Source organism: Antarctobacter jejuensis (assembly GCF_052266595.1).
Lineage (GTDB): Bacteria > Pseudomonadota > Alphaproteobacteria > Rhodobacterales > Rhodobacteraceae > Antarctobacter > Antarctobacter jejuensis.
Map to the genome: position 1 here is coordinate 281,710 of NZ_JBQQXJ010000006.1, position 20,569 is coordinate 302,278.

Consider the following 20,569-nt stretch of genomic DNA (forward strand, 5'->3'; position numbering starts at 1 on the left):
GTTCTCCGGGGGGAAGGGCATGACCAAACCGCTATCAGGCATCCGCGTGCTTGACCTGACCAACGTGCTGGCCGGGCCGTTCTGCTGTCATCACCTCGCGCATATGGGCGCAGAGGTGATCAAGGTAGAGGCCACGGGCAGGGGCGATCTCGCCCGGCAGTTGGGCGCCGATCCAGAGTTGAACGCCAAGGGCATGGGCGTCTCCTTTCTGGCGCAGAACGCGGGCAAGAAATCCGTGACCGTCAACCTCAAACACCCCGACGGCAAGGCCCTGTTCCTGAAACTGGTCCGGACCGCCGATGTGGTTGTCGAAAACTTTCGCCCCGGCGTCATGGACCGGCTGGGCGTTGGCTATGAGGTGCTGAAGGGGGTCAACCCCTCCCTGATCTACTGCGCCATTTCCGGCTTTGGGCAGGATGGCCCCTGGGTGCATCGCCCGGCCTATGACCAGATCGTGCAGGGCGCGTCCGGCGTCATGTCGATCACCGGCGATGCTGACAGCGCGCCGCTGCGCGTCGGCTATCCGGTGGCCGATACCGTGGGTGGCATCACGGCGGCCTTCGCCATTTCCTCTGCCCTCAACGCCACCCCGCGCGGCAGCCTGATCGACGTGTCGATGCTGGAATCCGTTCTGGCCACCATGGGCTGGGTGATCTCCAACTACCTGATCGCGGGGGTGGAACCGCAGGCCAATGGCAACGAAAACCCCACCTCCGCCCCCTCTGGCGCGTTCGAGGCGGCGGGCGGGCTGATCAACATCGCCGCCAACAAGGATGAACAATGGGTGCTGCTGGCCGATCATCTTGGCCTCTCGCACCTCTGCGACCGGCCCGAATACGCCACGCGTGAGGCGCGCAAGGCGAACCGGCTGGCCCTGAAGGCAGAGCTTGAGACCGTGTTGAAAACCCGCCCCGCCCGCGACTGGGCCAAGGAGTTGAACCGCATCGGCGTCCCGGCGGGCGCGGTCCTGAGCGTGCCGGAAATCCTTGCCATGCCGCAGGTGGCCGACCGGGGATTTCTGCACGGCTACGCGGATGTGCCCGGCGTGGGCCGCGACATTCAGGTGGCGACCACGGGGATCAAGCTGGACGGCACCGCGCCCACGGTGGACAGCCCGCCGCCCGAACTGGGCCAGCACAACAGCGAAATCTGGCACGCCCTCGGCCTGACAGACAAAGAGATCGAGACATTGAAAAAGGATGGCGCAATATGAGCAGCGACGTATCCGACTGGTGGAGCACCGAAATCATCGACATGGCCCCCGGCCAGATCCGGTTTCGTGGCCAGCCGATTCAGGATCTGATCGGTAACGTGAGTTTTCCGCAGATGATCTGGCTTCTGACGCGCGGCGACCTGCCGTCAGAGGCGCAGGCGCGGCTTTTGGAATGCGCCTTGGTCGCGGCGGTTGATCACGGGCCGCAGGCGCCGTCGATTGCCGCCGCCCGGATGGCCGTGACCTGCGGGCTGGGGCTGAACGGCGCGATGGCCTCGGCGGTGAACATGCTGGACGATGTGCATGGCGGGGCAGGGGAGCAGGCGGTGGAACTCTTCCACTGGATCGACGCCGCCGTGCAAGAGGGGATGCCCCTGCAGGACGCCACTGAACAGATGATCGACCGCTGGCAGGCCGAGAAAAGCAAATTCATCCCCGGCTTTGGCCATCGCTTCCACAAGCCCGAAGATCCCCGGTCCCCTCGACTCCTCGGCCTTGTCGATGAGGCCGCCGCCGCCGGGACTGTCAGCGGGCGCTTCGCGCAGATCGGGCGGGCGATCCAACTCACGCTCAACACGCGCAAGGGCAAACCCGTGCCCATGAACATCGACGGCGCGACGGCGGTGATCTACGCAGAGCTTGGCTTTGCCGGGCCGCTGGCGCGCGGGCTGTTCTGCCTGTCGCGGTCTGTCGGCATCATGGCGCATGCCTGGGAGCAGATGAATCAAGGCGGCCGCAACAAGGGGCCGACCCCTCCCGCCTACCGCTGGACCTACACCGGCCCGGACCCGATCTGACGCTTGTTGGGGGGCGGGGGCGGCCATCCGCGCCGGGCGCAAAACGGGTCTCGATGACCTTCGACGTGACCCGCAAATCCTGACAAAGGGTTAAATCGACCTCGTAACACCTTGATCTGGCATTCCCCCTAAGCTGTCCACGCGTGGACACCCCTCATCCGGCCAGACGCGCGCCCTCATCCAGCAGGGTGAAACCCTCGCCCAGTTCGGCCCGGATTTCATCCTCTCCCGGCTGCTCCCAGACCGGCCCCGACGCCACGAATCCCTGCGCCACCAGCGCTGCCTGCAGGGCCGCGAAATCCGGCTCGCCCACGGCCAGCCTCTTTCGGATCTGCCCGGCCGGCATCCATGTCCGCCGCAGGGTCTCGACCCACAGCGGCGCCCGCCCGGAAAAGCTCTCCAGATGGGCCGAGATATGCTGCGTCGCCCCCGACCGCCGCCGCAGGATCATCGCCACCTGCTGCTCCGGCCCGGCCACGAAGCCCAGCAGATGCAGCGCCGATCCCTCCGCCGCCACGATCCGCCGCGCCGCCTTGTAGCGGGCCACCTGAACGGCCAGCGGATGCGCCTGCGGGTGAAAGATCTCATACCCCTGCTCGGCCAGATAGGCCTCCAGCCGCGCCTCACCCAACAGCGCGCCCCGGTTCGCCCCCAGCCGCGAGCGGCTGATATACAGTTTCTCCGGCCCCTCGGGCGCCACGTCCCGGCCAAAGCGCAGGGCCACGGCCTCGATGAAACGATCCGTCCCGCGGCTGATCTGGCCCAACCCAAAGCCCTGTCCCGGCACGATCAACTCATCCGGCACGCAAGGCGCCCGCGCCTCCCGGATCGGCAGGGAACATCCCATCAGATCCAGAAAGTCGCGCTGAAACGCCGGCAGCGGATCCTCCACGGTCGGATTTTTCGGCGAAAAGAGGATGCCGTCCAATTGGCTGCCGTCCAGATGCTCCAGCGCCCAGAGCCGGGTCACGCTTTCGGTCACGAAGTGTGGGAAGTACCGCCACAGAACCCCGCCCCACAGCCATCGGCCCGGCAACCGCTCCGCAGTGGCTGGCCGCTCGGGCGGGGGCGTCAGCAGGCGGGCATTCCGCCATGTCGCCGAATGGGGCACAAACTGTCCGGTCGCGGTCAGCACCCCGGACGGTTGCACATGGCTGCGATGATCCGGCGGCACCACGATGGGGGATTTCAACCGCGCGATCTGCGTCGACCATCCCCCCGCCGGGCTGGGCGGTTCAAGCCGGATCACGTTCCGCGTGCAGGTCCAGACGAAGCGGGTAGACAGCTCTTCCGCTTTGCGGAACCCCATGCCCCTCAATTTGTCCTTGCAGGCCCTGACCCCCTCTTGGCCGTAAACCTTGGGGTGGAACTCGATCACCACCGCGCGAATTCCGCGCAGGTCCGCATCGGCAAGAAATTCCAGTTCGCCGCCTTCGATGTCCATGATCAGCACATCGGGGCGGAATTCCTTAAGCACCTCGTCCAGAGAGGCCGTCGGAACCTCGACACAGCGGGTCGGGCGGTTTTCCGGATCGATCAGCGAAGACCCCAGAAAGGAACTGCGGATATGAAAGCTGCGCGTCGCCGGGCGGTCCTTGGCGCTCATCAGGACCTGATTGCGCAATTCGATCCGATCCTGCAGGCCGTTCATGTCATGCAGCGCGCGGATGTGCGGCATGAGATCGGGATTTGCCTCAAACGACAGGAGCGCCTGCGGCTTGGCATTGGCGGCAACAACGGCGCCGACAATCCCCAAACCTGCGCCCATCTCCAGCACACGATCGCCCGGGCGCACGGTGGCCAGGGCGCCGGCGATCTCTTCGGCTTCGTAACGTCCTTCGGCGATGCGCTTGCGGCGCATGTCCGTCAGATAGGGCGACGAGGGAACCTTGACCCCGCGAAACGTGACATTCGGCTCCATCTCTTCCATGACTGCTCGGCCTCTTCGGGTGCCCGTATTGGTTTTCGTGTTCTTGATTGTTGTTAACAATACGTTCAGCAGGTCGATCCGGCCAGAGCTAATGGCGGGTGGGGTAAACGCGCCGATGCGTCATGGCGGCCTCTGGACCCTGACCGGGGAATTCGCCATACAGGGTCGCAAGAGACACGAGGAGTCGTCCATGGGCATACTCAATACGCTTCTGCGAGCCGTCACCTGGTGGAACGGCGCGACGCTCAACACGCTGATCTACACGCGCCGTAAGGGAGTGAAGGTCGGTGAGGATGAGCAGGGCAATGCATTCTACCAGACCCGCGACGGCAAGAGGCGCTGGGTGATCTTCAATGGCGAGGCCGAGGCGAGCCGGGTCAGCCCCGACTGGCATGGCTGGCTGCACCACACCTTTGACGAAGCGCCTTCGGATAGGCCTTTGCCGCACAAGGCGTGGGAAAAGCCACATCAGGAAAACCTGACGGGGACCGCGCTGGCCTATGCGCCCGCGGGTTCGATCCGGCGCGAAACTCCCGCGCCGCGCAGCGATTATGAGGCCTGGTCGCCGGAATGACCCACTCCGCTGCCGAAGTGGCCGTAGGCGGTGCCGTTCTGGCCGCCGCCTTGGCCTTTGGTCTGTATACGGTCCAGAGCACCGGCTTTGCGCTGGGGTCGACCGGGTATGAGTTGAGCGCGTCCTTCCGATCCGTCGAGGGGATCAGCGTCGGGACCGATGTGCGTCTTGGCGGGGTCAAGGTTGGCACCGTGACGGGCATCACCCTCAATCCCGATACCTACCGCGCCGATACCACCGTCGTGATGAACGACGGGGTTCTGGTGCCGGACGACAGCGTGATCGCCATTGCGTCCGAAGGGCTGTTGGGTGGCAACTATGTCGAAATTTCCCCCGGTGCGTCCTTTGACTATTATGGCGCGGGGGAGGAAATCCTCGATACGCAGGGATCTGTCAGCCTGCTGAACCTGCTGATGCGCTATATCGGCGGAGGCGGCGAAGAATGAGGGCGGCGGCGCTATGCCTTGCTGCCGTGCTGGCCGTCGGTCCTGTGCTGCCTGTGGCAGCGCAGGAGACCGTGTCGACCGGGACAGGGGCGATCCTGCGCAGTCTGGACAAGCTCAACGCCAAGGTCGGCGATCTGACGCTGCGCAACGGCGAAAGGCAGGCCATCGGGCTGATCGAGATCGCGCTGAAGGAATGCCGTTACCCGCAGAACGATCCCTCTGGCGATGCCTACGCCTTTCTCACCATTCGTGAGGCCGGTGTGGCGCAGCCGGTGTTCTCTGGCTGGATGATCGCCTCGTCTCCGGCGCTGAACCCGCTGGATCACGCGCGTTACGATGTCTGGGTGCTGCGCTGTACGGTGGGCTCGGGCGACTGAGGCCTAGTCCTGCCGCATCGGTACACCGCGCAGACGCAGGAAAAGGCTCTGTTCGTCGTCATTGCGGAAAAAAGGCACGGAATCGGGGGGCGTGTTGTCCGTGGCCCGCGCTGCAACCTCTGCCAGTACGACCTCGGTAATGAACGGCATGTCGTAATCGCGCACCTCGTCGATGGCGATCCACTGCAGGTGGGACAGCTCATCCGCCGCCCCACGGAAATCATCCGGGTCAGAGGCGAGTTCATCCGCGTCCAGCAGGAAAAACCGCGCGTCAAAGCGGCGGGGCCGTCCCGGAGGTGTGATGGCGCGAAAAACGAATTGAAGCGCCTCGGCGGAAGGTCGGTGTCCGGTGCCCGCAAATTCCAGCCAGTCCGGCGGAATCGCCCCCGGCCAGGGGGCCGGGACGCCAAGGATTTGCCCGGTCTCTTCCCAGAGCTCGCGGATGGCGGCCACCGCCAGCGCGTTCGCCAGATCGGCCCCGGCCTCCTCGGCCAGGCGCGCGGCGCACAGGGGGGCCAAGGGCTGGGCCAACGGCACCTCTGCATCCTGACGGTCTACGGCGCCGCCGGGAAAGACGAACTTGTTCGGCATGAAGGCCGCCTTGGCGCCGCGCTGGCCCATCAGGACACGGGGGCGCGTTGCGCGGTCCCGCATCACGATGATGGTCGATGCGTCACGGATTGCGGTCTTGTCCATTGTCTGCTCGCTCATTGGCCCCTCATCGCGGGGATGCAAATCCATGCATGCCGCGGATCCACTGGAAGGCCACGATCGCCCCTTTCAATCGAGGCAAAAGATAGAGCGAGAGCGCAACGCAGCCAACGCCAAATATCGTGAACAGAACCAGTGGGTCCGGGCGCCACGTGGTGAACACGTAAAGCAGCAGCGGTGCCATCACATGCCCGACGATCAGGATCGTCAGATAGGCCGGCCCGTCGTCGGCGCGGTGATGGTACAATTCTTCCCGGCAGACCGGGCAATGATCGCGCACGGTCAGGTAGCCCGACAGCATCGGACCGTTGCCGCAATTTGGACAGCGCCTTCGCCAGCCACGCCAGAGCGTCGGCCAAAGCTCGTCCTTTCCTGTAGATTCCTGCAGATGTGCCATCTGAACCCTCTCTTCTCCCGGCGCTAACATCCCTATCAAGTGGCACCTCTGGAACTGCACAAAACGTCCTTGCGTCCGGATGTCACAGATCACGGGAGCGTGATCGATTGCCGCATTTTTTTGCGACGGAACCCGCGCGTCGGGCCGTGAAAGCCTGCAGAGACGCCCAAGGAGACGGCGGCTCGGAAGACCGAGACAACCTCTGGAAGGACTAAAAAAATGAAAAAATCTGCACTCTGGATCACCGGCGCTCTGGTCGTCGTGATGGGCACCGCAGGCGTGGCTTCGGCACATGGCAAGAACTTTGGCGACCGCGGTGATCGTGGTCCGCGCGGCCCGGTCATGGAAGAGATGTTCCAGCAGATCGACGCAGACAGCGACGGCAAGATCACGCAGGAAGAGATCGACGCCTTCAAGAAGGCCCGTTTCGACGCGATGGATGCGGATGGTGACGGCAAGCTGTCGCCTGAGGAAATGACCGCAGCCCGTGACGCGCGCCGTGTCGAGCGTTTTGAAACGATGGTCGAGAAGCTCGATCAGAACGATGACGGCCTGCTGAGCGCCGAGGAACTGGCTGCAGGTCAGGGCCGTCGCGGCCCGGAAAACATGCTGGACCGCCTCGACATGGACGGTGACGGCGCCCTGACCCTGGAAGAGATCCAGCAGGCGCAACTGAACCGTGGCGGCATGGGCGGCAAGCGGTTTGGCCAAGGCCATCACCATGAGCGCGGCGAAGGCCGGGGGTTCCCCTTCTTCGGTCGCGGCATGCAGGACGACTGATCCCTGACTGACACGAATAAGCCCCGGGCGGCGAAACTCACCGCCCGGGACATTGCAAGAGGCGGGCAGGCGGAGTAGCGCGTAGACATGGACAGGACATGCCGTTTGAAGCCATGAGCGCAACCGAGGACGAAGACCTTCTCGCCGCCTATGCCGCGGGTGATGCGCAGGCAGCGAAGGTGTTGACGCAACGCCTTGCGCCGCGCGTCTTTGCCCATGCCATGCGGATGCTGGGCGGTGACCGGGCCGAGGCCGAGGACGTCACGCAGGATGCCCTGTTGCGGCTCTGGCGCGCAGCCCCGGGTTGGCGCAGCGGCGAGGCCAAGGTCACAACCTGGCTGTACCGCGTGACCGCCAATCTGTGCATCGACCGGATCCGCCGTCGTCGCAGCGGTCCCGATCTGGATTCGGTGCCCGAGCCAATGGACGAGGCGCCCTCTGCGGCGGCTGGTCTGCAACAGGCGGCACGGGCCGAAGCGCTGCAACTGGCCCTCGACGGTTTGCCCGACCGTCAGCGGCAGGCGGTGATCCTGCGGCACATCGAGGGGCTGTCAAACCCCGAGATCGGCGAAATCATGGACATCGGGTCACGCGCGGTGGAGAGTCTGGTCGCGCGGGGCAAAAGGGCGTTGGAGGCAGCGTTGCAGGGGCGACGCGCAGAATTGGGGTACGAAGACGATGATTGAGCGCAAGGACAGCCGGATCGATCCGGCCCTCGGAGGCCCCGAAAACGATTTCGGGCTGGAGACGTACTTTGCCGCGGCCCGCGCAGAGAAGCCGCAGCCATCGGGCGACTTTCTGGCCCGGATGGAGGCCATGGCGCTGGAACAGCAGCCCGTGGCGCGCCCCGAGCGGGAGATCGCGCCGGAGCCCACGGTGTCCACCGGGCTGATCCGGCAGTTGCGGGATGCGCTGGGTGGCTGGGCCGGTATGGCCGGGCTCGCCACGGCCTGCGCCGCGGGTCTGTGGATTGGCATCAGCCCGCCCGAGGGCTTGAGCGATTATTGGAACGGCAGCACGGCCGGGCTCGGTACGCTTGGCGTCGATCCGCTGGGCGGGTTCGAGCTTGCTCTGATGGAAGGGTGAACGATGAAAGAGACGGGTGTTTCGCGGCGGCCGGGGCGTTGGCTACGCGTTCTATTGTTTGTTTCGCTGGCGTTCAACCTGCTGGTTGTCGGGCTGGTGATCGGCTTTGTCCTGAACGGGCCGCCGAAACCGCGTGGCGACCGCACAGACCCCGTTTTGCCCTATACCCGCGCATTCGATCAGGATCAGCAACGCGAGCTGCGGCAGGCGCTGCGCCGATCCTTCAGGAGCGAGGGCCAGGGCGTTCGGGACGGCTATCTATCCGACTATGAAACCGCCCTTGAGCTGTTGCGGGCAGATCCCTTTGACGCCGAACGTATTGCGGAAGTGCTGAAAGCGCAGGCCGCCCGCGGCGTCGATGTGCGTCAGCGTGGGCAGAAAGTCCTGAGCGGCTACCTTGCCGCAATGTCGCCGGAAGAGCGCAGGGCCTATGCCGACCGGCTGGAAGCGGAAGTCGAAGCGATGCGTGAGCGGGGCCTGCGCTGGAAAGACCGCCGCAACGACGGGGATCGCCGAACGCCCGGTCGCGACTGACGCGGGCACTGCTGCCTCAGGTCAGCCCGGCGCTGCGCCGTTCGGCGGCGTCTTTGTCACGGGAATAGTCGCGTTGGGGCAGGGGCGTCCCGTCGCGTGGCGGCATGGGGCGTACTTTGTCCGCCATGACCACCGTGTTGCGGCCCTTGTTCTTGGCCGCGTAAAGCGCCTGATCCGCCTGTTCAATCAGGCCCAGTGGCGTTTGTTCGCCATCAGGTTTGCCGATGGCCACACCGATCGACAGCGTGACCGTCAGCCTGCCGCCTCCGGGCAGGCTGACGGGCTGCCGCGCCATGATCCGGCACAGCCGCTCTGCGGTGCGCTTGGCCGCGTTGCGGTCTGCATCAGGCATCGCGATCAGGAACTCCTCACCACCCCAGCGCGAGATCAGGTCAGCCGCTCGCAGGTTGTCCTTGAGACGCTGCGCAAGGGTCACCAGAACGGCGTCGCCCGACGCATGGCCATGTTCGTCATTGACCTGTTTGAAGAAATCCAGATCGGCGAGCAGCAGGGCATAGGGGCGCTTCTGTTGGTGCGCCCGATCTGCCACGCGTGAGATGTGCGGGATCGCGTAGCGCCGGTTATAGAGGCCGGTCAGCGGATCGCAGACGGCCGCGCGCAGACCGTCACGCATGTTGGCGCGGAGCCGGTCGTTCATGCGCTTGCGGTCGATCTGTTTCCTGAGACGGGTCGCAAGTTCGTCAAGGTCGAGGCCTGCAGCCAGAAGATCATTTGCCCCCATGTCGAGCGCGCTGGCGGCCTCCCGTCTCTGGTGCGGCTGCGCAATGTAGATCAGGGCGGAGTGCCGGGTATGGCGGCTGGCGCGCAGTTGCGGCAGCAGGGTCAGTCCTTCGCCGGTGCTGCCCGGAGGTTCTGCAACGATCACCACATCCGGGGCGCGCGCCTGTTCGCGCAGGGCGTCGTCCGGATCGACAACGTCGACTCGGTCGCTGATCCGGGCCTTCAACCCGGCCAGCAGGGCCTGCGTTTCGCTCAATTTAGGGGGGGCGATCAGACGGACCAGCCCGGGCGCCACGAATTCGGTTCCGTGTTCCGCCAGTCCAAGGGCCCGGCGCGTATCGTCCCGCAATTGCAGTTCCGCCTCGGCATCGCGGGCGCGCAGCAGGGACCGAAGGCGGGCCAGCAGGACCATGTCGTCGATCGGACGGGACAAGACGTCATCCGCCCCGGCTGCAAGCGAGGCAAGCCGTTCGCAGGGGGCGTCATCTCCGTGCACTATGATGACGGGAATGCGAATGCCTTGCGTTTGTTCGTGAAGCCGCGAACATAATTCACGCCCGCTCATGTCGGGCAGTTCAGAGGCCGCGATGACCAGGTCCGGCGGTACCTTGCTGCTGGTCCGCAGCGCGTTGGCGCCGCTGTCGCTTTGAATGACGTCGTAGTAGGCCGATGCCAGTTTGACCCGCAAGATGATGCGGTTCGTTGGCACAGCGTCCACTATCAGAATGCGTCCTGTCATCTTTCGGCACTCCCCGCTTCCTGCGGTTCGACGGCAAGCCCAGTTGCTTGCACTTTCCCGTTGCCTCAGATTTGATAGCTATTGGTTAAGAAACCCTTTCAGAAAGAAATCAAAATGACACTGTCGCGGGAAACCGCCGAAACGGTCGGCCTGCAATCCGTGGCCTGGATCGCCGCAAATGACGAGTTGTTGCCGGTTTTTCTGGGCGCCACGGGCGCATCCGAAGCGGACTTCCGCGAGGGGCTGGAAGATCCGGCTTTTCAGGGGTCTGTGCTGGACTTTCTGCTGATGGACGACCGTTGGGTCATGGAGTTTTGCGAGGCGCAAGGGCTGGATCCGACGATGCCGCTACAGGCGCGGGCCATGCTGCCCGGAGGGGAAGCGATTCATTGGACATGAGCGCTGCGCCACTGATCGAGGCGGTCCTTTTCGACAAGGACGGAACCCTCTTCGATTTCGGCGCGACATGGAACGCCTTTGCTCTGCGCCTGATCGACAACCTGTCCGCCGGCGATCCATTTCGCAGGCGTTCCCTTGCTAGGGTGCTTGAATTCGATCTGGCAAAGGGCAGCTTTTTGCCCAGCAGTCCGGTGATCGCAGGCACCAATCGAGAGGTCGCGGAAATCGTTCAGCAAATCCTGACCGAACGGGACGCGCGGGATCTGGAGGCGCAGATCGTCGAGGAGGCAGCCGTCGCGCCGTTGAGCGAGGCGGTGCCCTTGGTGCCCTTTCTTGCCGAGCTCGCGGCACGGGGCTTGTCACTGGGCGTCATGACGAACGATACGGAATCCGTCGCGCGGCTGCATCTGCAGGCGGCGGGGGTCGAGGGGATGTTCGACTTTGTCGCCGGTGCTGACAGCGGCCATGGCGCCAAACCCTCGCCACGCCCCTTGCTGGCTTTCGCCGAGGCGCTTGGACACCGGCCGGATCGCGTTGTCATGGTGGGGGACAGCCTGCACGATCTGGCGGCGGGTCGGGCGGCCGGTATGTGGACTGTCGGTGTCCTGACCGGGATGGCGACGGCAGAGGTGTTGTCGCCAATGGCACATGCGGTGCTGCGCGATATCGGGTATCTTCCCGGCTGGCTGGACTCCGGGCCCATTACCTGACGTCGGAGCCGCTATCGGACTGCGCTTTTCGGGCAGGATCCGAAAGCGACGTGATCTGTCGGAAATACGAAGGCGTCGGACCGTGTCGCGCTGTGTCATGAGGAGCACCTGACACGGGAGAGTCCTCATGACGGAAGCCGCGCTCCACCCAGAATCCGCACCGAAACGCCGCCGCCATGGAGGTCGCGCAGGCAACGCGCGGCGCGGCGGCCCTGCTGTTGAGCAGATGCCGTGGCGCCTGCCACGGAACATCGACCGTCCCACCGAGCCACTGACGGACGAGGGCGTGGCGCGCATGCACGATGCCTGTATGCGCATCCTCGAAGACATCGGGATCGAATTCCTCAACGAAGAAGCCGTCGAGATCCTGCGCACGGCCGGCTGTACAGTGAACGGCGAAAACGTCCGGATGGGCCGGGACATGGTCATGGAACTGGTCGCCAAAGCGCCGTCGTCCTTTACCCTGACGCCGCGCAACCCGGCGCGGCAACTGACGATCGGGGACGGGCATATTCTCTTTGGCAATGTCTCTTCGCCGCCGAACTACTACGATCTCGAGATTGGCAAAAAGGTCTCTGGGACGCGGGAGCAGTGCCGTAACCTTCTGAAACTGACGCAGTTTTTCAACTGTATCCACTTTGCGGGCGGCTACCCGGTGGAGCCGGTGGACGTGCATGCAAGCGTTCGGCATCTGGACGTGCTCTATGACAAGCTCACGCTATGCGACAAGGTCATGCACGCCTACAGCCTTGGAAAGGAGCGGGTCGAGGACGTGATGGAGATGGTGCGCATCGCGGGTGGGCTGTCTCATGAAGAGTTCGACGCCTCGCCACGGATGTACACCAACATCAACTCGACCTCGCCGCTCAAGCATGACTACCCGATGATGGACGGCTGGATGCGGCTGGCGCGACGCGGGCAGGCGCTGGTGGTGACGCCGTTCACATTGGCCGGGGCGATGGCACCGGTGACCATGGCGGGCGCAGTTGCGCAGTCGCTGGCCGAGGGACTGGCCGCCATTGTTCTGGCGCAGATCATCAATCCGGGCGTGCCCTGCGTGATCGGGACATTCACCTCGAACGTGGACATGAAAACCGGCGCGCCGGCCTTCGGGACACCGGAATACATGCGCGCGACCCAAATGACCGGCCAGATGGCGCGATTCTACGGCCTGCCCATGCGATCCTCCGGTGTCTGTGCGGCCAACGTGCCGGACGGACAGGCCATGTGGGAAACCGAACATTCCCTCTGGGCGGCCATCCAGTCGGGCACCAACATGGTCTACCACGCCGCTGGCTGGCTGGAGGGCGGACTGATCGCCAGCCCTGAGAAGTTCATCATGGACTGCGAAGTCCTGCAGCAACTGCAGCGCTATATGGAGCCAGAAATCTGCGACGTGTCGGAAGACGCGCTTGCCGTCGAAACGATCCGTGAGGTTGGGCCAAACGGGCATTTCTTTGGCGTGCAGCACACGCAGGACCGATATGAGACGGCGTTTTACCAACCGTTCTTGTCCGATTGGAAAAACTTTGAGGGCTGGGAGGCGGCAGGCGCGGTCTGGACGGCCGAGCGCGCCCACCTGCAGTTCAAGCAGATTATCGCCGAGTTTGAGGAGCCGCCGATGGATCCGGCCATTCGCGAGGAACTGCAAGCTTTCGTCGCGCGCCGCAAGGAAGAGGGGGGCGCCCCCACCGATTTCTGATGCAGGAGCCGGTCGCCGAGTGGCGCGACCGGCGATCCATGCCGGTCTGATCCTTGCCGCGCAGAAAGGCGAAAATCGCACGCATTATTGATGCCCGAAGGGTCCGTGAATCCACCATACAAAACCTTCGCAATTGTTCCTGTTACCTGATTTTTAACAGCCCGGCTGCCATTCTCTGCCCGAATGGCGAGGTAAGGGTAGATGCACGGGCTAATCCTGCGGACGTTCGAGGTCTTTGTCGAAGATACCTATGGGCCACAGGTGTGGTCACAGATCACGCAAAAGGCGGGTCTGGACGTTCCTGTCTTCGAAGCGATGCTCAACTACGACGAACAGATTTACAGCGCTCTGATCGACGCCACGGTCGAGCAGCTGAGCAAACCGGCCGAGGCCGTTTGGGAGGATGTGGGCACTTACCTCGTATCGCATCCCAACAGTGAGGGCCTTCGCCGCCTGCTGCGGTTCGGCGGGGTCGATTTCATCGAGTTCCTGCATTCGCTGGACGACCTGCCAGACAGAACGCGACTCGCGGTGGCGGATCTCGTCCTGCCGGAACTGGAATTGAGCGACTTTACCTCCAACGCATTCCGCTTGCGGGTCGGGGATGGCCTGCCGGGGTTCGGCTACGTGATGATCGGTGTGCTGAGGGCGATGGCGGATGACTACGGGGCACTGGTTCTTCTCGACGCGGAAAGCGGCCAGCGTGGGGAACAAATGCTGGAAATCACCGTGATCGAGACGGCGTTTGCCGAGGGCAGGGAATTCGAACTGGCGGCGAGCAAGAGGGCAGGAGGCGGCGAATGAGCATGGTGCCCGAAGAAATGCTGCATCTGCTTTGCCCAATGCACGCGGTTCTGGAACACACGGGGCATATTCGGCAGGCGGGACCGACGCTGCACAAACTCGGCCCCCGGCGGCTGGAAGGGGCGCGATTTCTCGAAATCTTCGAGGTGTACCGCCCCAGGGCCGTTGGCAACATGGATCAACTGTTGCAGACAGCCGGCCGAAAGCTGCACCTGCGCCTGCGAGACGGTGTTCGCACGCAATTGAAGGGCATCCTTGTCCCGAACGGGCAGGGCGGGGCCGTGATCAACCTGTCCTTCGGGATCGGGGTCGTCGACGCTGTGCGGGACTATGCGCTGACCAGCACGGATTTCGCGCCAACCGATCTTGCGGTCGAGATGCTCTATCTTGTCGAGGCGAAGTCGGCCGCGATGGAATCGTCTCGCGCGCTGAACACGCGACTGCAGGGGGCCATGGTGGCCGCCGAGGAGCGGGCCTTTACCGATACGCTGACCGGCCTGCGCAACCGGCGCGCGCTGGACGCCGTTCTGGATCGGCTCCGCCGTGCGGGTGACAGTTTTGCGCTCATGCACCTCGACCTCGACTACTTCAAGCAGGTCAATGACACGCTTGGGCATGCTGCGGGTGACCAGGTCCTGCGCCATGTTGCCCGGGTCATGAACGACGTGACCCGAACTGACGATACCGCAGCTCGTGTCGGTGGCGATGAGTTCGTGATCCTGTTTGCTGGACTTGCCAATCCGACGCGGCTGTCAGAAATCGCCTCGCGATTGATCCAGAGAATCGAAGAACCGATCTACCACGAAGGGCGCGAGTGCAAGGTTTCGGCGAGTATCGGCATCGCCATTTCCGAGGGGCCATGTGAAAACCCGGCGGAACTTCTGGAACAAGCGGACGTGGCTCTTTACGTGTCGAAACGGGCCGGACGCGCGCAATATCGTTTCTTCTCGGGCGAGGAAGAGAGCGAGGACTCTCCACAAGTCGCGAACAGATGAAATTCCTGCAAGTTAGGTCTTGATCCCGGCAAATCGTTCTCGTATGTCACGCGCCACGGTTGGGGTGTAGCCAAGTGGTAAGGCAACGGTTTTTGGTACCGCGTACCGTAGGTTCGAATCCTACCACCCCAGCCAAATGCCGAAATTATCCAATAAAAACAAAGGCCCTGAGGGGCCGGATTGCGGATGTGCCACACCACCTTCGGGTGCTGTAACACATCCTGTATCACACAGACCCCGCCGCCGCTTCGATTCCTCCCGTTCAGGCCGCGGCATCCCCATGCCCTACCTGATGCGTAGGGGGCGCTTCTTCTACTTTCGCAAACGTCTGCCCCGGGCTGTGTCAGAACCCGGATCAAACCTGTTTCTCTGTCTTTCCCTGCAAACCGACCTCCTCCTCGTCGCCGTGAGACGCGCCTCTGCGCTTATCGCGGCTCTTGAAGAGCGAGTAACAAGAATGATCAGAGAATCAGGGACTTCGAATTTCTGTCCGGAAATGGGCAAAACCATCCTGCAGGAATTTCTGCGAGCGGAAATGGCCCGCCTGCTCGAGTTTGAAGCGCAGATATCGGACCAGACCGAGGACAGTTTGGAAGCGCGTGTCCGGGTGCTTGAAGAAGAGACGCGGCAGTTGCGTGCCGCTGCGCGAAAGGCCGACTGGTCAACCGTTCGAGAGCCCTTGGGCGACGCAGCAAAGGCCATGCAGATCGAACCTGCCGAGCAGATGGTCTCTTCCCTCGGCAGAAAGGCGTCCGCGCTCAAACGGCAGATCAACGACGCAGAGATTGCGGTCATCGACGGCGATACGGTTGAGCAGGCCACAAAGGACATCTTGGATCAACAAGGCATCGCTGCGCTGGAAGAATTCGTGCGTCCACCAGTGAAGCTTTCAGATGCCTGGGCAAAGGCCCTCGAACTGCACACCGCTTCGATGAAGGGCAACATCGATGCCTTGGCCAAGCTGGTGATCTCTTTCTTTGGCGATGCGCCGATCACCTCTTTGACGAAAGAAAGACAGAAAGAGTTGTTTGCTTGGATGAGCCGCCTGCCAAAACTCATGGCAAGGGGCATGGCCGCAATCGTTTCACGAAAGAGGGTCGAACACTTTGCGCCAACGATCAGATCAACTACGCTGACGCCGAAGACGCCAAGGTCATCTCGGAACTCCGGGACCGCGAGGATATATCCCTCGCCGAAAAGCGCGCGCTGCTTGCGGAGCGCCTGACGCCTCGCTTGACGGTGACTACGATCCGCCGCAATCGCGACGGGCTCAACCGGATGTTCAAGGCTGCGGTCGAGCTGGGAGCGCCGAAAATCGATGCGCTGACCTACAAGGAGGTCGAGCGCCAAGTGCATCAATTCGACCCCGACGACGAACTCTATGTACGGGTGACAAAGGGCAAGGTGCGCCAGCCGTGGTCTCGGGAACGTCTTGCCGCCCTGCTTACGTCGCCGCTGTACACTGGGGCAAAATCGCCGCACAGGCGTTGGCAGCGCGGGACTGTCATCACGCGTGATGCCTATTATTGGGTTCCGCTGTTTGTAATGGCCCTGGGGACCCGGGTCGAGGAAGTGCTTCTGCTGAAGCGCAAGGATATTTTGTTTCGCAACGGAGCATTCTGCGTCGCGCTCAATTCTGGCGCAGAAAGCCCGGGGAAGACCCGAGATGCAAAGCGGATTCTGCCTTTGCCGCAGGTCATGCTCGACCTCGGGTTCGTAGAGTGGTGGCAGTCGTTGCCTGAACGCCATGGCGTTTTACTGTTCTCAGAAGTCGCTCGAAACACCGAGACAGGTGATGTGTCGAGCGCCTTTGGCAAACGTCTGAGCCGGATTCTGAATCACTTGGATGTGCGCGATTTCGACGAAGACTTTTACGCATTGCGAAAGACGTTTTCATCGATGCTGCGCGCAGCAGAGGTCAACGACGGTCAGCGTCAGGCTATCGCGGGTCATAGCCACGGTACGGTTCTGAACATCCATTACACGTCCCACAACACCGCTGATCTGAAGAAGGCAGCGGATGCGGCGGATTATCAACTCGAGATTAAGCACAGCCCGAAGCACGGCTTCCCTATCATAGTAGGCTGTGGGCTGCAGCCTGCTGGGACCGCCTCGGTTGACGTCACAATTGGAGATGATCAACAGGTCGAAACAGTGGTCGTCATCGACGATCTCAGCGCCTTGCCGCTATTTGAATACAGACGACCCTTGGTCGTGACAACAGAGAGTCTGCGGGCCGCGGCGCGAAAGATGTGCCTGCGACTTACGGGGCGGCACCTCAGGTTGCCTCGTGCTGCGATCAAACGCGTGGCCTTTGAGCATTTTCATGCGTTGGGTGCGGCGTGATGCTCCGGTCGGCTGAAAGTAACAGCCAATGCGTGTCCGCAGTATTTCAATTGGGGAGGGAAGGCTCGGAAGATCCCAGAGTAAACGGGTTTGAGGCAGGCTCGAAAGCTCTACGTAGTGCAACTGATCGCTCGATTATTTACTATCGTCAGTTGGGTACTCCATCGCTCGAAGCTTCTCGCGAAGGTAGTCAAACGGATCAAGAGATAGCGCCAGAGCGATTCGGCAAAACTCGACGACGTCGAGCCTCCGCTCACAGAGTTCCACCTTTGCAACGTAGGAGGGGGGGCGCCCGATCCGTGCGGCCAGTACCGCTTGCGAGAGGCCCGCCGACTTCCTCGCTTCAACGAGTCCCCGCACCACGGATCGGTATTCGTCTGTGTGAAGTGCGCCGGCCATCTCGATCTCCGTGTGGACGCCGACGCTTACCGCTGATAAGTATTACTCCCAAAATGGGAGTATCCTTGTTGAACAAAACTCATGCGCTGATCGATAAGCGGACCCTTGACCCGCACTGGAGAGACGTGTTCCGGCTGAGATTGACCGGCTGGTTGCCGGCCGGCGATGCAGAAAACGCAACCAAGCGAGGTACGATCTCACGCGGACCTTCTTCGGTGTCTTGTCAGGTCGAACTCACAGAACTGGGAAGAGCATTGACCGATTTTGATGGTTTCCGACTGTCGGATGGCACCGTGTCAATGATCGTGAATGTGTTCCAGACACGTGAGATCACTTGCAAAGTGCTGCAACAAAGATCCGACGACGGCGTTAGTCTTTCTGCGGAAGACATTTTTCCGGACGTAATTCGGGAACGCATCTTTCACGCACTGGCGCAAGAAGAGGCAAGGCAAGTCGGGTGGGACGACTGATTCTGCGAGCCAATTCCCTTGCTTTCGGCGTTCCTGCAACATGCTTTCGAAGCGTCGAAAGCGATTGGCCGCTCGCGGCGGAATTAGGTATCCGAGGATACCTTGGCAGGTTCAAGTCGAGGCCTGTGAGCATGGATGTGGCAAACATACTGGAGGTATGGTCTTGGAATACCAAACAACAGGTTCTCAGCACGGTCGTCGGGCAATCTGTTTCTCGTGCACGGGGATTGCCGAAACACATGCTGTGCGCCGGGACGTGCTGTTTGATGACGGTTCCGGTGTCGCGAAAAACATCCTTGTCTGGATCTGCGCAAATTGCTGTCACGTAATCGCAATTCCGTCAGAGTCGACACCAGCGATCAAACAAGCGCTTCGGGCGACCAAGGCGATGCAAAGTCGCGGCTGTCGAGCCCAGACACCTGATCATAGAAACAGAAGTGAGACATGACGGGCCGCCCTTGAGAAGAGGCGTGGTGCGCGTTCGGAAGTCGGTAAATGGGATTGGATCGGCTTGGTAAGGGGGGAAGCCTCTGTCAGCGGTTTTTAGGTCTGCAGGCGAAAGGAGCTCGAAATGACAAATGATGACATGCGTCGTCTCCGGGAGAGAAACCGGCGGCGACGAGCGGCGGCTTACGAACAGGAACGCTCAACACGCGAAGAAAAGGCGCGCTTGCTGCGGGTTTTGCACGATGTGGCATGTGACAGATATCTTGGTGTCAGGATATTTTTCGAGCAGCACTACGGGTCTGGAATCAACGACATTTCGTCGTTTGCCGTCATTCACGACGACAAGTTGGTACGGAAGGAAACTAAGGATTTCATCAGGTTGGCGATTCCGAGGATCGGATTGCAAATCGACTGGCAAGGTCGCGATGTCATTGATACGCCGATGCGCCTTGAACCGGCGACGGAGAATGAAAAGCAGCAATTGCTGCGTGATATCTGGCAGAATCGGTTACTCGTGGCGTCTGATTTGAGTCCCGCGCAGGAAGCAATTCTTGATGAACTGGAGAGTCATTTCTTAAAGAGCGGAAATTAGCGTTAGGGTGGTGAAAAAATCTGCAGAAAAAGTTGAAACAGGATGTGCAAGTATTCGAAAAAAGGGAAGACAATGCTCTCGCTGGAGGACGTCATGCAGATCATTGAAGACAAATTAAATGCCGATCCGGATCTTCAGCGTGCGTTCAATGATTCACTACGGGAGCGCTATCCAGAGGTTTGGCTGCAAATTCATGGAATAGTCAGTGAGCACTTCTGGCTCGGGAAAGAGGACGAAACAGACTGACAGCAATAAGCCTCGACTTGTAGCACTTTGAACCGCCCAGGTTTTGTCGGAGAGTTTCTGGTACAATAATTATGCCGCTATTTCTGCGGTGCTCAAGTCTGCGAAGAATGCCTCCTCTGCTTCTTGTGGCGTGACATATCCGATTGGCTGTGAAGGCGTTCGGTGTTGTACCAGTTGACCCATTTCAGCGTTTCCCATTCGACTTGTCCGACTGACTTCGATGGGCCGAGGAAGTTGATGACTTCGGTCTTGAACAGACCGATGATGCTTTCGGCCAGGGCGTTGTCATAAGAATCTCCGACGCTGGCGACCGAAGTGTCGATGTCGGCCTCGGCCAGACGCTCAGTGTACCTGATCGACAGATAATGCGATCCGCGATCCGAATGATGGATCAGCTTGTCTGCCTCGGACGGCGCCCGCTGACATATGACCTGGTTCAGGGCGTCGAGAACCAAGTCTGTGGTCATTGAAGTCGACACACGCCAGCCGGCTATCTTCCGGGCAAAGACGTCGATGACGAAAGCGACGTAAACCATCCCTTGCCAGCTTGAGACATAGGTGAAATCTGACACCCTGAGCTGGTTCGGCATCGCCGCCACGAAGGCCCGGTATACCTTGTCATCAGGACAGGGCTGTGCTGTGTCGGGGTTGGTCGGGCGGGGCGCAATGGCCGTGTCCGCGGGACTTCTTCCCGGATTGACCGCCGTGATCGACCTGTCCTTTGCCGTCGTGCTCGCCGCTGTCATCGCCCGAGAGATCTTGGCCGGCAAGAACTGGCGCAACCTCATAGTGCTGGCCATGCTTTGCGTCATGATCTTGGGCGATTGCCCACGTCATAGGTGTTGCATCGGCACCTTATGTGCATTGAGTGCGCCTACTTGATGGCGATCATAATTTTTGGGGGTGTCCGCAAAACGTGTTGGTCGCCTATGCGGACCTTCCTGGCATTGGCTGCGGACCTCAGTTTCCGCATCGGTTGCGAAGACCTCCGGGGAGAAGGGCGGAGAGGACGAAGCCGCTCCGCGGCATTGGCGCTTGTGGCCAGCCTTGGGCATTGATCAAGCCACTGTGCATTCGGGAATGGGCGGACCTGCCTGACGATTGGGACCTTCTCAATCGACAGACAGGAGGCTT

The 20,569-nt window shown here is 61.8% G+C and carries 25 protein-coding genes, 1 tRNA gene and 1 pseudogene; 21 read left to right on the plus strand and 6 right to left on the minus strand.

Annotation, left to right across the window (positions count from 1 at the left end):
* The first annotated feature begins 19 nt into the window (after nucleotides 1-19).
* Both ACTXGA_RS11250 and ACTXGA_RS11255 read left to right on the plus strand, forming a co-directional pair.
* Nucleotides 20-1,213, plus strand: coding sequence for a CaiB/BaiF CoA transferase family protein (locus tag ACTXGA_RS11250; protein ID WP_443393646.1), 1,194 nt, complete (start codon nucleotides 20-22; stop codon nucleotides 1,211-1,213).
* The gene (locus tag ACTXGA_RS11255; RefSeq protein WP_443393647.1) at nucleotides 1,210-2,010 is read left to right on the plus strand and encodes a citryl-CoA lyase; all 801 of its coding nucleotides are present in this window, start codon (nucleotides 1,210-1,212) and stop codon (nucleotides 2,008-2,010) included. Before ACTXGA_RS11250 ends, ACTXGA_RS11255 begins: the two co-directional genes overlap by 4 nt.
* 154 nt (nucleotides 2,011-2,164) lie before the next feature.
* Here ACTXGA_RS11255 and ACTXGA_RS11260 read toward each other — a convergent pair whose 3' ends face one another.
* Nucleotides 2,165-3,940 (minus strand): FkbM family methyltransferase, encoded by a 1,776-nt coding sequence (locus ACTXGA_RS11260; protein WP_443393648.1) that lies wholly within the window; start codon nucleotides 3,938-3,940, stop codon nucleotides 2,165-2,167.
* Nucleotides 3,941-4,130: 190 nt separating this feature from the next.
* On the opposite strand from ACTXGA_RS11260, the gene ACTXGA_RS11265 reads away from it, so the two are divergent.
* The 3 genes from ACTXGA_RS11265 to ACTXGA_RS11275 are packed head-to-tail and all read left to right on the plus strand — an operon-like array spanning nucleotide 4,131 to nucleotide 5,337.
* A complete protein-coding gene (locus ACTXGA_RS11265) occupies nucleotides 4,131-4,514 on the plus strand; it encodes an NADH:ubiquinone oxidoreductase subunit NDUFA12 (RefSeq protein WP_443393649.1) in 384 nt (127 codons plus the stop codon).
* Nucleotides 4,511-4,960 (plus strand): outer membrane lipid asymmetry maintenance protein MlaD, encoded by a 450-nt coding sequence (gene mlaD, locus ACTXGA_RS11270; protein WP_443393651.1) that lies wholly within the window; start codon nucleotides 4,511-4,513, stop codon nucleotides 4,958-4,960. The genes ACTXGA_RS11265 and mlaD overlap by 4 nt, the downstream gene beginning before the upstream one ends.
* Nucleotides 4,957-5,337, plus strand: a complete 381-nt coding sequence (locus tag ACTXGA_RS11275; protein ID WP_443393652.1) for a DUF2155 domain-containing protein — start codon at nucleotides 4,957-4,959, stop codon at nucleotides 5,335-5,337. Before mlaD ends, ACTXGA_RS11275 begins: the two co-directional genes overlap by 4 nt.
* 3 nt (nucleotides 5,338-5,340) lie before the next feature.
* Here the strand turns inward: ACTXGA_RS11275 and ACTXGA_RS11280 are convergent, their stop codons facing one another.
* Nucleotides 5,341-6,048, minus strand: coding sequence for an NUDIX hydrolase (locus ACTXGA_RS11280; protein ID WP_443393653.1), 708 nt, complete (start codon nucleotides 6,046-6,048; stop codon nucleotides 5,341-5,343).
* A 7-nt stretch (nucleotides 6,049-6,055) separates the two neighbouring features.
* Nucleotides 6,056-6,445 carry a DUF983 domain-containing protein gene (locus ACTXGA_RS11285; protein WP_443393654.1) on the minus strand — a complete coding sequence of 130 codons (390 nt, stop codon included), beginning with the start codon at nucleotides 6,443-6,445 and terminating at the stop codon, nucleotides 6,056-6,058.
* A 219-nt stretch (nucleotides 6,446-6,664) separates the two neighbouring features.
* Here ACTXGA_RS11285 and ACTXGA_RS11290 point away from each other — a divergent pair, with 219 nt between their 5' ends.
* The 4 genes from ACTXGA_RS11290 (at nucleotide 6,665) to ACTXGA_RS11305 (ending at nucleotide 8,845) form a co-directional block, all read left to right on the plus strand.
* Nucleotides 6,665-7,225 carry an EF-hand domain-containing protein gene (locus ACTXGA_RS11290; protein WP_443393656.1) on the plus strand — a complete coding sequence of 187 codons (561 nt, stop codon included), beginning with the start codon at nucleotides 6,665-6,667 and terminating at the stop codon, nucleotides 7,223-7,225.
* Between the two features lie 98 nt (nucleotides 7,226-7,323).
* Entirely contained in the window at nucleotides 7,324-7,911 is a 588-nt protein-coding gene (locus ACTXGA_RS11295; protein WP_443393657.1) for an RNA polymerase sigma factor, read from the plus strand.
* Nucleotides 7,904-8,311: a hypothetical protein gene (locus tag ACTXGA_RS11300; protein WP_443393659.1), complete on the plus strand. Its 408-nt coding sequence runs from the start codon at nucleotides 7,904-7,906 to the stop codon at nucleotides 8,309-8,311. Before ACTXGA_RS11295 ends, ACTXGA_RS11300 begins: the two co-directional genes overlap by 8 nt.
* Nucleotides 8,312-8,314: 3 nt before the next feature.
* Nucleotides 8,315-8,845, plus strand: a complete 531-nt coding sequence (locus tag ACTXGA_RS11305; protein ID WP_443393660.1) for a periplasmic heavy metal sensor — start codon at nucleotides 8,315-8,317, stop codon at nucleotides 8,843-8,845.
* A gap of 16 nt (nucleotides 8,846-8,861) precedes the next feature.
* Here the strand turns inward: ACTXGA_RS11305 and ACTXGA_RS11310 are convergent, their stop codons facing one another.
* On the minus strand, nucleotides 8,862-10,325 hold the full coding sequence (locus ACTXGA_RS11310; protein ID WP_443393662.1) for a diguanylate cyclase: 1,464 nt from the start codon (nucleotides 10,323-10,325) through the stop codon (nucleotides 8,862-8,864).
* A 114-nt stretch (nucleotides 10,326-10,439) separates the two neighbouring features.
* Between ACTXGA_RS11310 and ACTXGA_RS11315 the strand changes: the two genes are divergently transcribed.
* The 8 genes from ACTXGA_RS11315 to ACTXGA_RS11350 all read left to right on the plus strand — a co-directional run bounded on the left by ACTXGA_RS11315 (nucleotide 10,440) and on the right by ACTXGA_RS11350 (nucleotide 17,281).
* Nucleotides 10,440-10,724, plus strand: a complete 285-nt coding sequence (locus ACTXGA_RS11315; protein WP_443393663.1) for a DUF3572 domain-containing protein — start codon at nucleotides 10,440-10,442, stop codon at nucleotides 10,722-10,724.
* Complete coding sequence (locus ACTXGA_RS11320) at nucleotides 10,721-11,434, plus strand: HAD family hydrolase (protein ID WP_443393665.1); 714 nt, start codon at nucleotides 10,721-10,723, stop codon at nucleotides 11,432-11,434. Before ACTXGA_RS11315 ends, ACTXGA_RS11320 begins: the two co-directional genes overlap by 4 nt.
* Nucleotides 11,435-11,561: 127 nt before the next feature.
* Entirely contained in the window at nucleotides 11,562-13,136 is a 1,575-nt protein-coding gene (locus ACTXGA_RS11325) for a trimethylamine methyltransferase family protein (RefSeq protein ID WP_443393666.1), read from the plus strand.
* Between the two features lie 201 nt (nucleotides 13,137-13,337).
* Entirely contained in the window at nucleotides 13,338-13,940 is a 603-nt protein-coding gene (locus tag ACTXGA_RS11330; protein ID WP_443393668.1) for a heme NO-binding domain-containing protein, read from the plus strand.
* Nucleotides 13,937-14,935 (plus strand): diguanylate cyclase domain-containing protein, encoded by a 999-nt coding sequence (locus ACTXGA_RS11335; protein WP_443393670.1) that lies wholly within the window; start codon nucleotides 13,937-13,939, stop codon nucleotides 14,933-14,935. The genes ACTXGA_RS11330 and ACTXGA_RS11335 overlap by 4 nt, the downstream gene beginning before the upstream one ends.
* A 60-nt stretch (nucleotides 14,936-14,995) precedes the next feature.
* Nucleotides 14,996-15,070 (plus strand) — tRNA-Gln (locus tag ACTXGA_RS11340).
* A gap of 145 nt (nucleotides 15,071-15,215) precedes the next feature.
* Entirely contained in the window at nucleotides 15,216-16,160 is a 945-nt protein-coding gene (locus tag ACTXGA_RS11345; protein WP_443393672.1) for a DUF6538 domain-containing protein, read from the plus strand.
* A gap of 320 nt (nucleotides 16,161-16,480) precedes the next feature.
* Entirely contained in the window at nucleotides 16,481-17,281 is an 801-nt protein-coding gene (locus ACTXGA_RS11350) for a tyrosine-type recombinase/integrase (RefSeq protein WP_443393700.1), read from the plus strand.
* A gap of 135 nt (nucleotides 17,282-17,416) precedes the next feature.
* Here the strand turns inward: ACTXGA_RS11350 and ACTXGA_RS11355 are convergent, their stop codons facing one another.
* Entirely contained in the window at nucleotides 17,417-17,680 is a 264-nt protein-coding gene (locus ACTXGA_RS11355) for a helix-turn-helix domain-containing protein (protein WP_443393673.1), read from the minus strand.
* A 68-nt stretch (nucleotides 17,681-17,748) separates the two neighbouring features.
* Here ACTXGA_RS11355 and ACTXGA_RS11360 point away from each other — a divergent pair, with 68 nt between their 5' ends.
* The 3 genes from ACTXGA_RS11360 (at nucleotide 17,749) to ACTXGA_RS11370 (ending at nucleotide 19,435) form a co-directional block, all read left to right on the plus strand.
* The gene (locus ACTXGA_RS11360; protein ID WP_443393675.1) at nucleotides 17,749-18,150 is read left to right on the plus strand and encodes a hypothetical protein; all 402 of its coding nucleotides are present in this window, start codon (nucleotides 17,749-17,751) and stop codon (nucleotides 18,148-18,150) included.
* A gap of 571 nt (nucleotides 18,151-18,721) precedes the next feature.
* Complete coding sequence (locus tag ACTXGA_RS11365; protein WP_443393676.1) at nucleotides 18,722-19,189, plus strand: hypothetical protein; 468 nt, start codon at nucleotides 18,722-18,724, stop codon at nucleotides 19,187-19,189.
* 93 nt (nucleotides 19,190-19,282) lie between these two features.
* Nucleotides 19,283-19,435, plus strand: a complete 153-nt coding sequence (locus tag ACTXGA_RS11370; RefSeq protein WP_443393678.1) for a hypothetical protein — start codon at nucleotides 19,283-19,285, stop codon at nucleotides 19,433-19,435.
* Nucleotides 19,436-19,504: 69 nt separating this feature from the next.
* Here the strand turns inward: ACTXGA_RS11370 and ACTXGA_RS11375 are convergent.
* A pseudogene (locus ACTXGA_RS11375) lies at nucleotides 19,505-20,094 on the minus strand (IS3 family transposase); the annotation flags it as partial.
* Nucleotides 20,095-20,101: 7 nt separating this feature from the next.
* Between ACTXGA_RS11375 and ACTXGA_RS11380 the strand changes: the two are divergent.
* Nucleotides 20,102-20,317: an NnrS family protein gene (locus tag ACTXGA_RS11380; RefSeq protein ID WP_443393680.1), complete on the plus strand. Its 216-nt coding sequence runs from the start codon at nucleotides 20,102-20,104 to the stop codon at nucleotides 20,315-20,317.
* Nucleotides 20,318-20,569 lie beyond the last annotated feature (252 nt).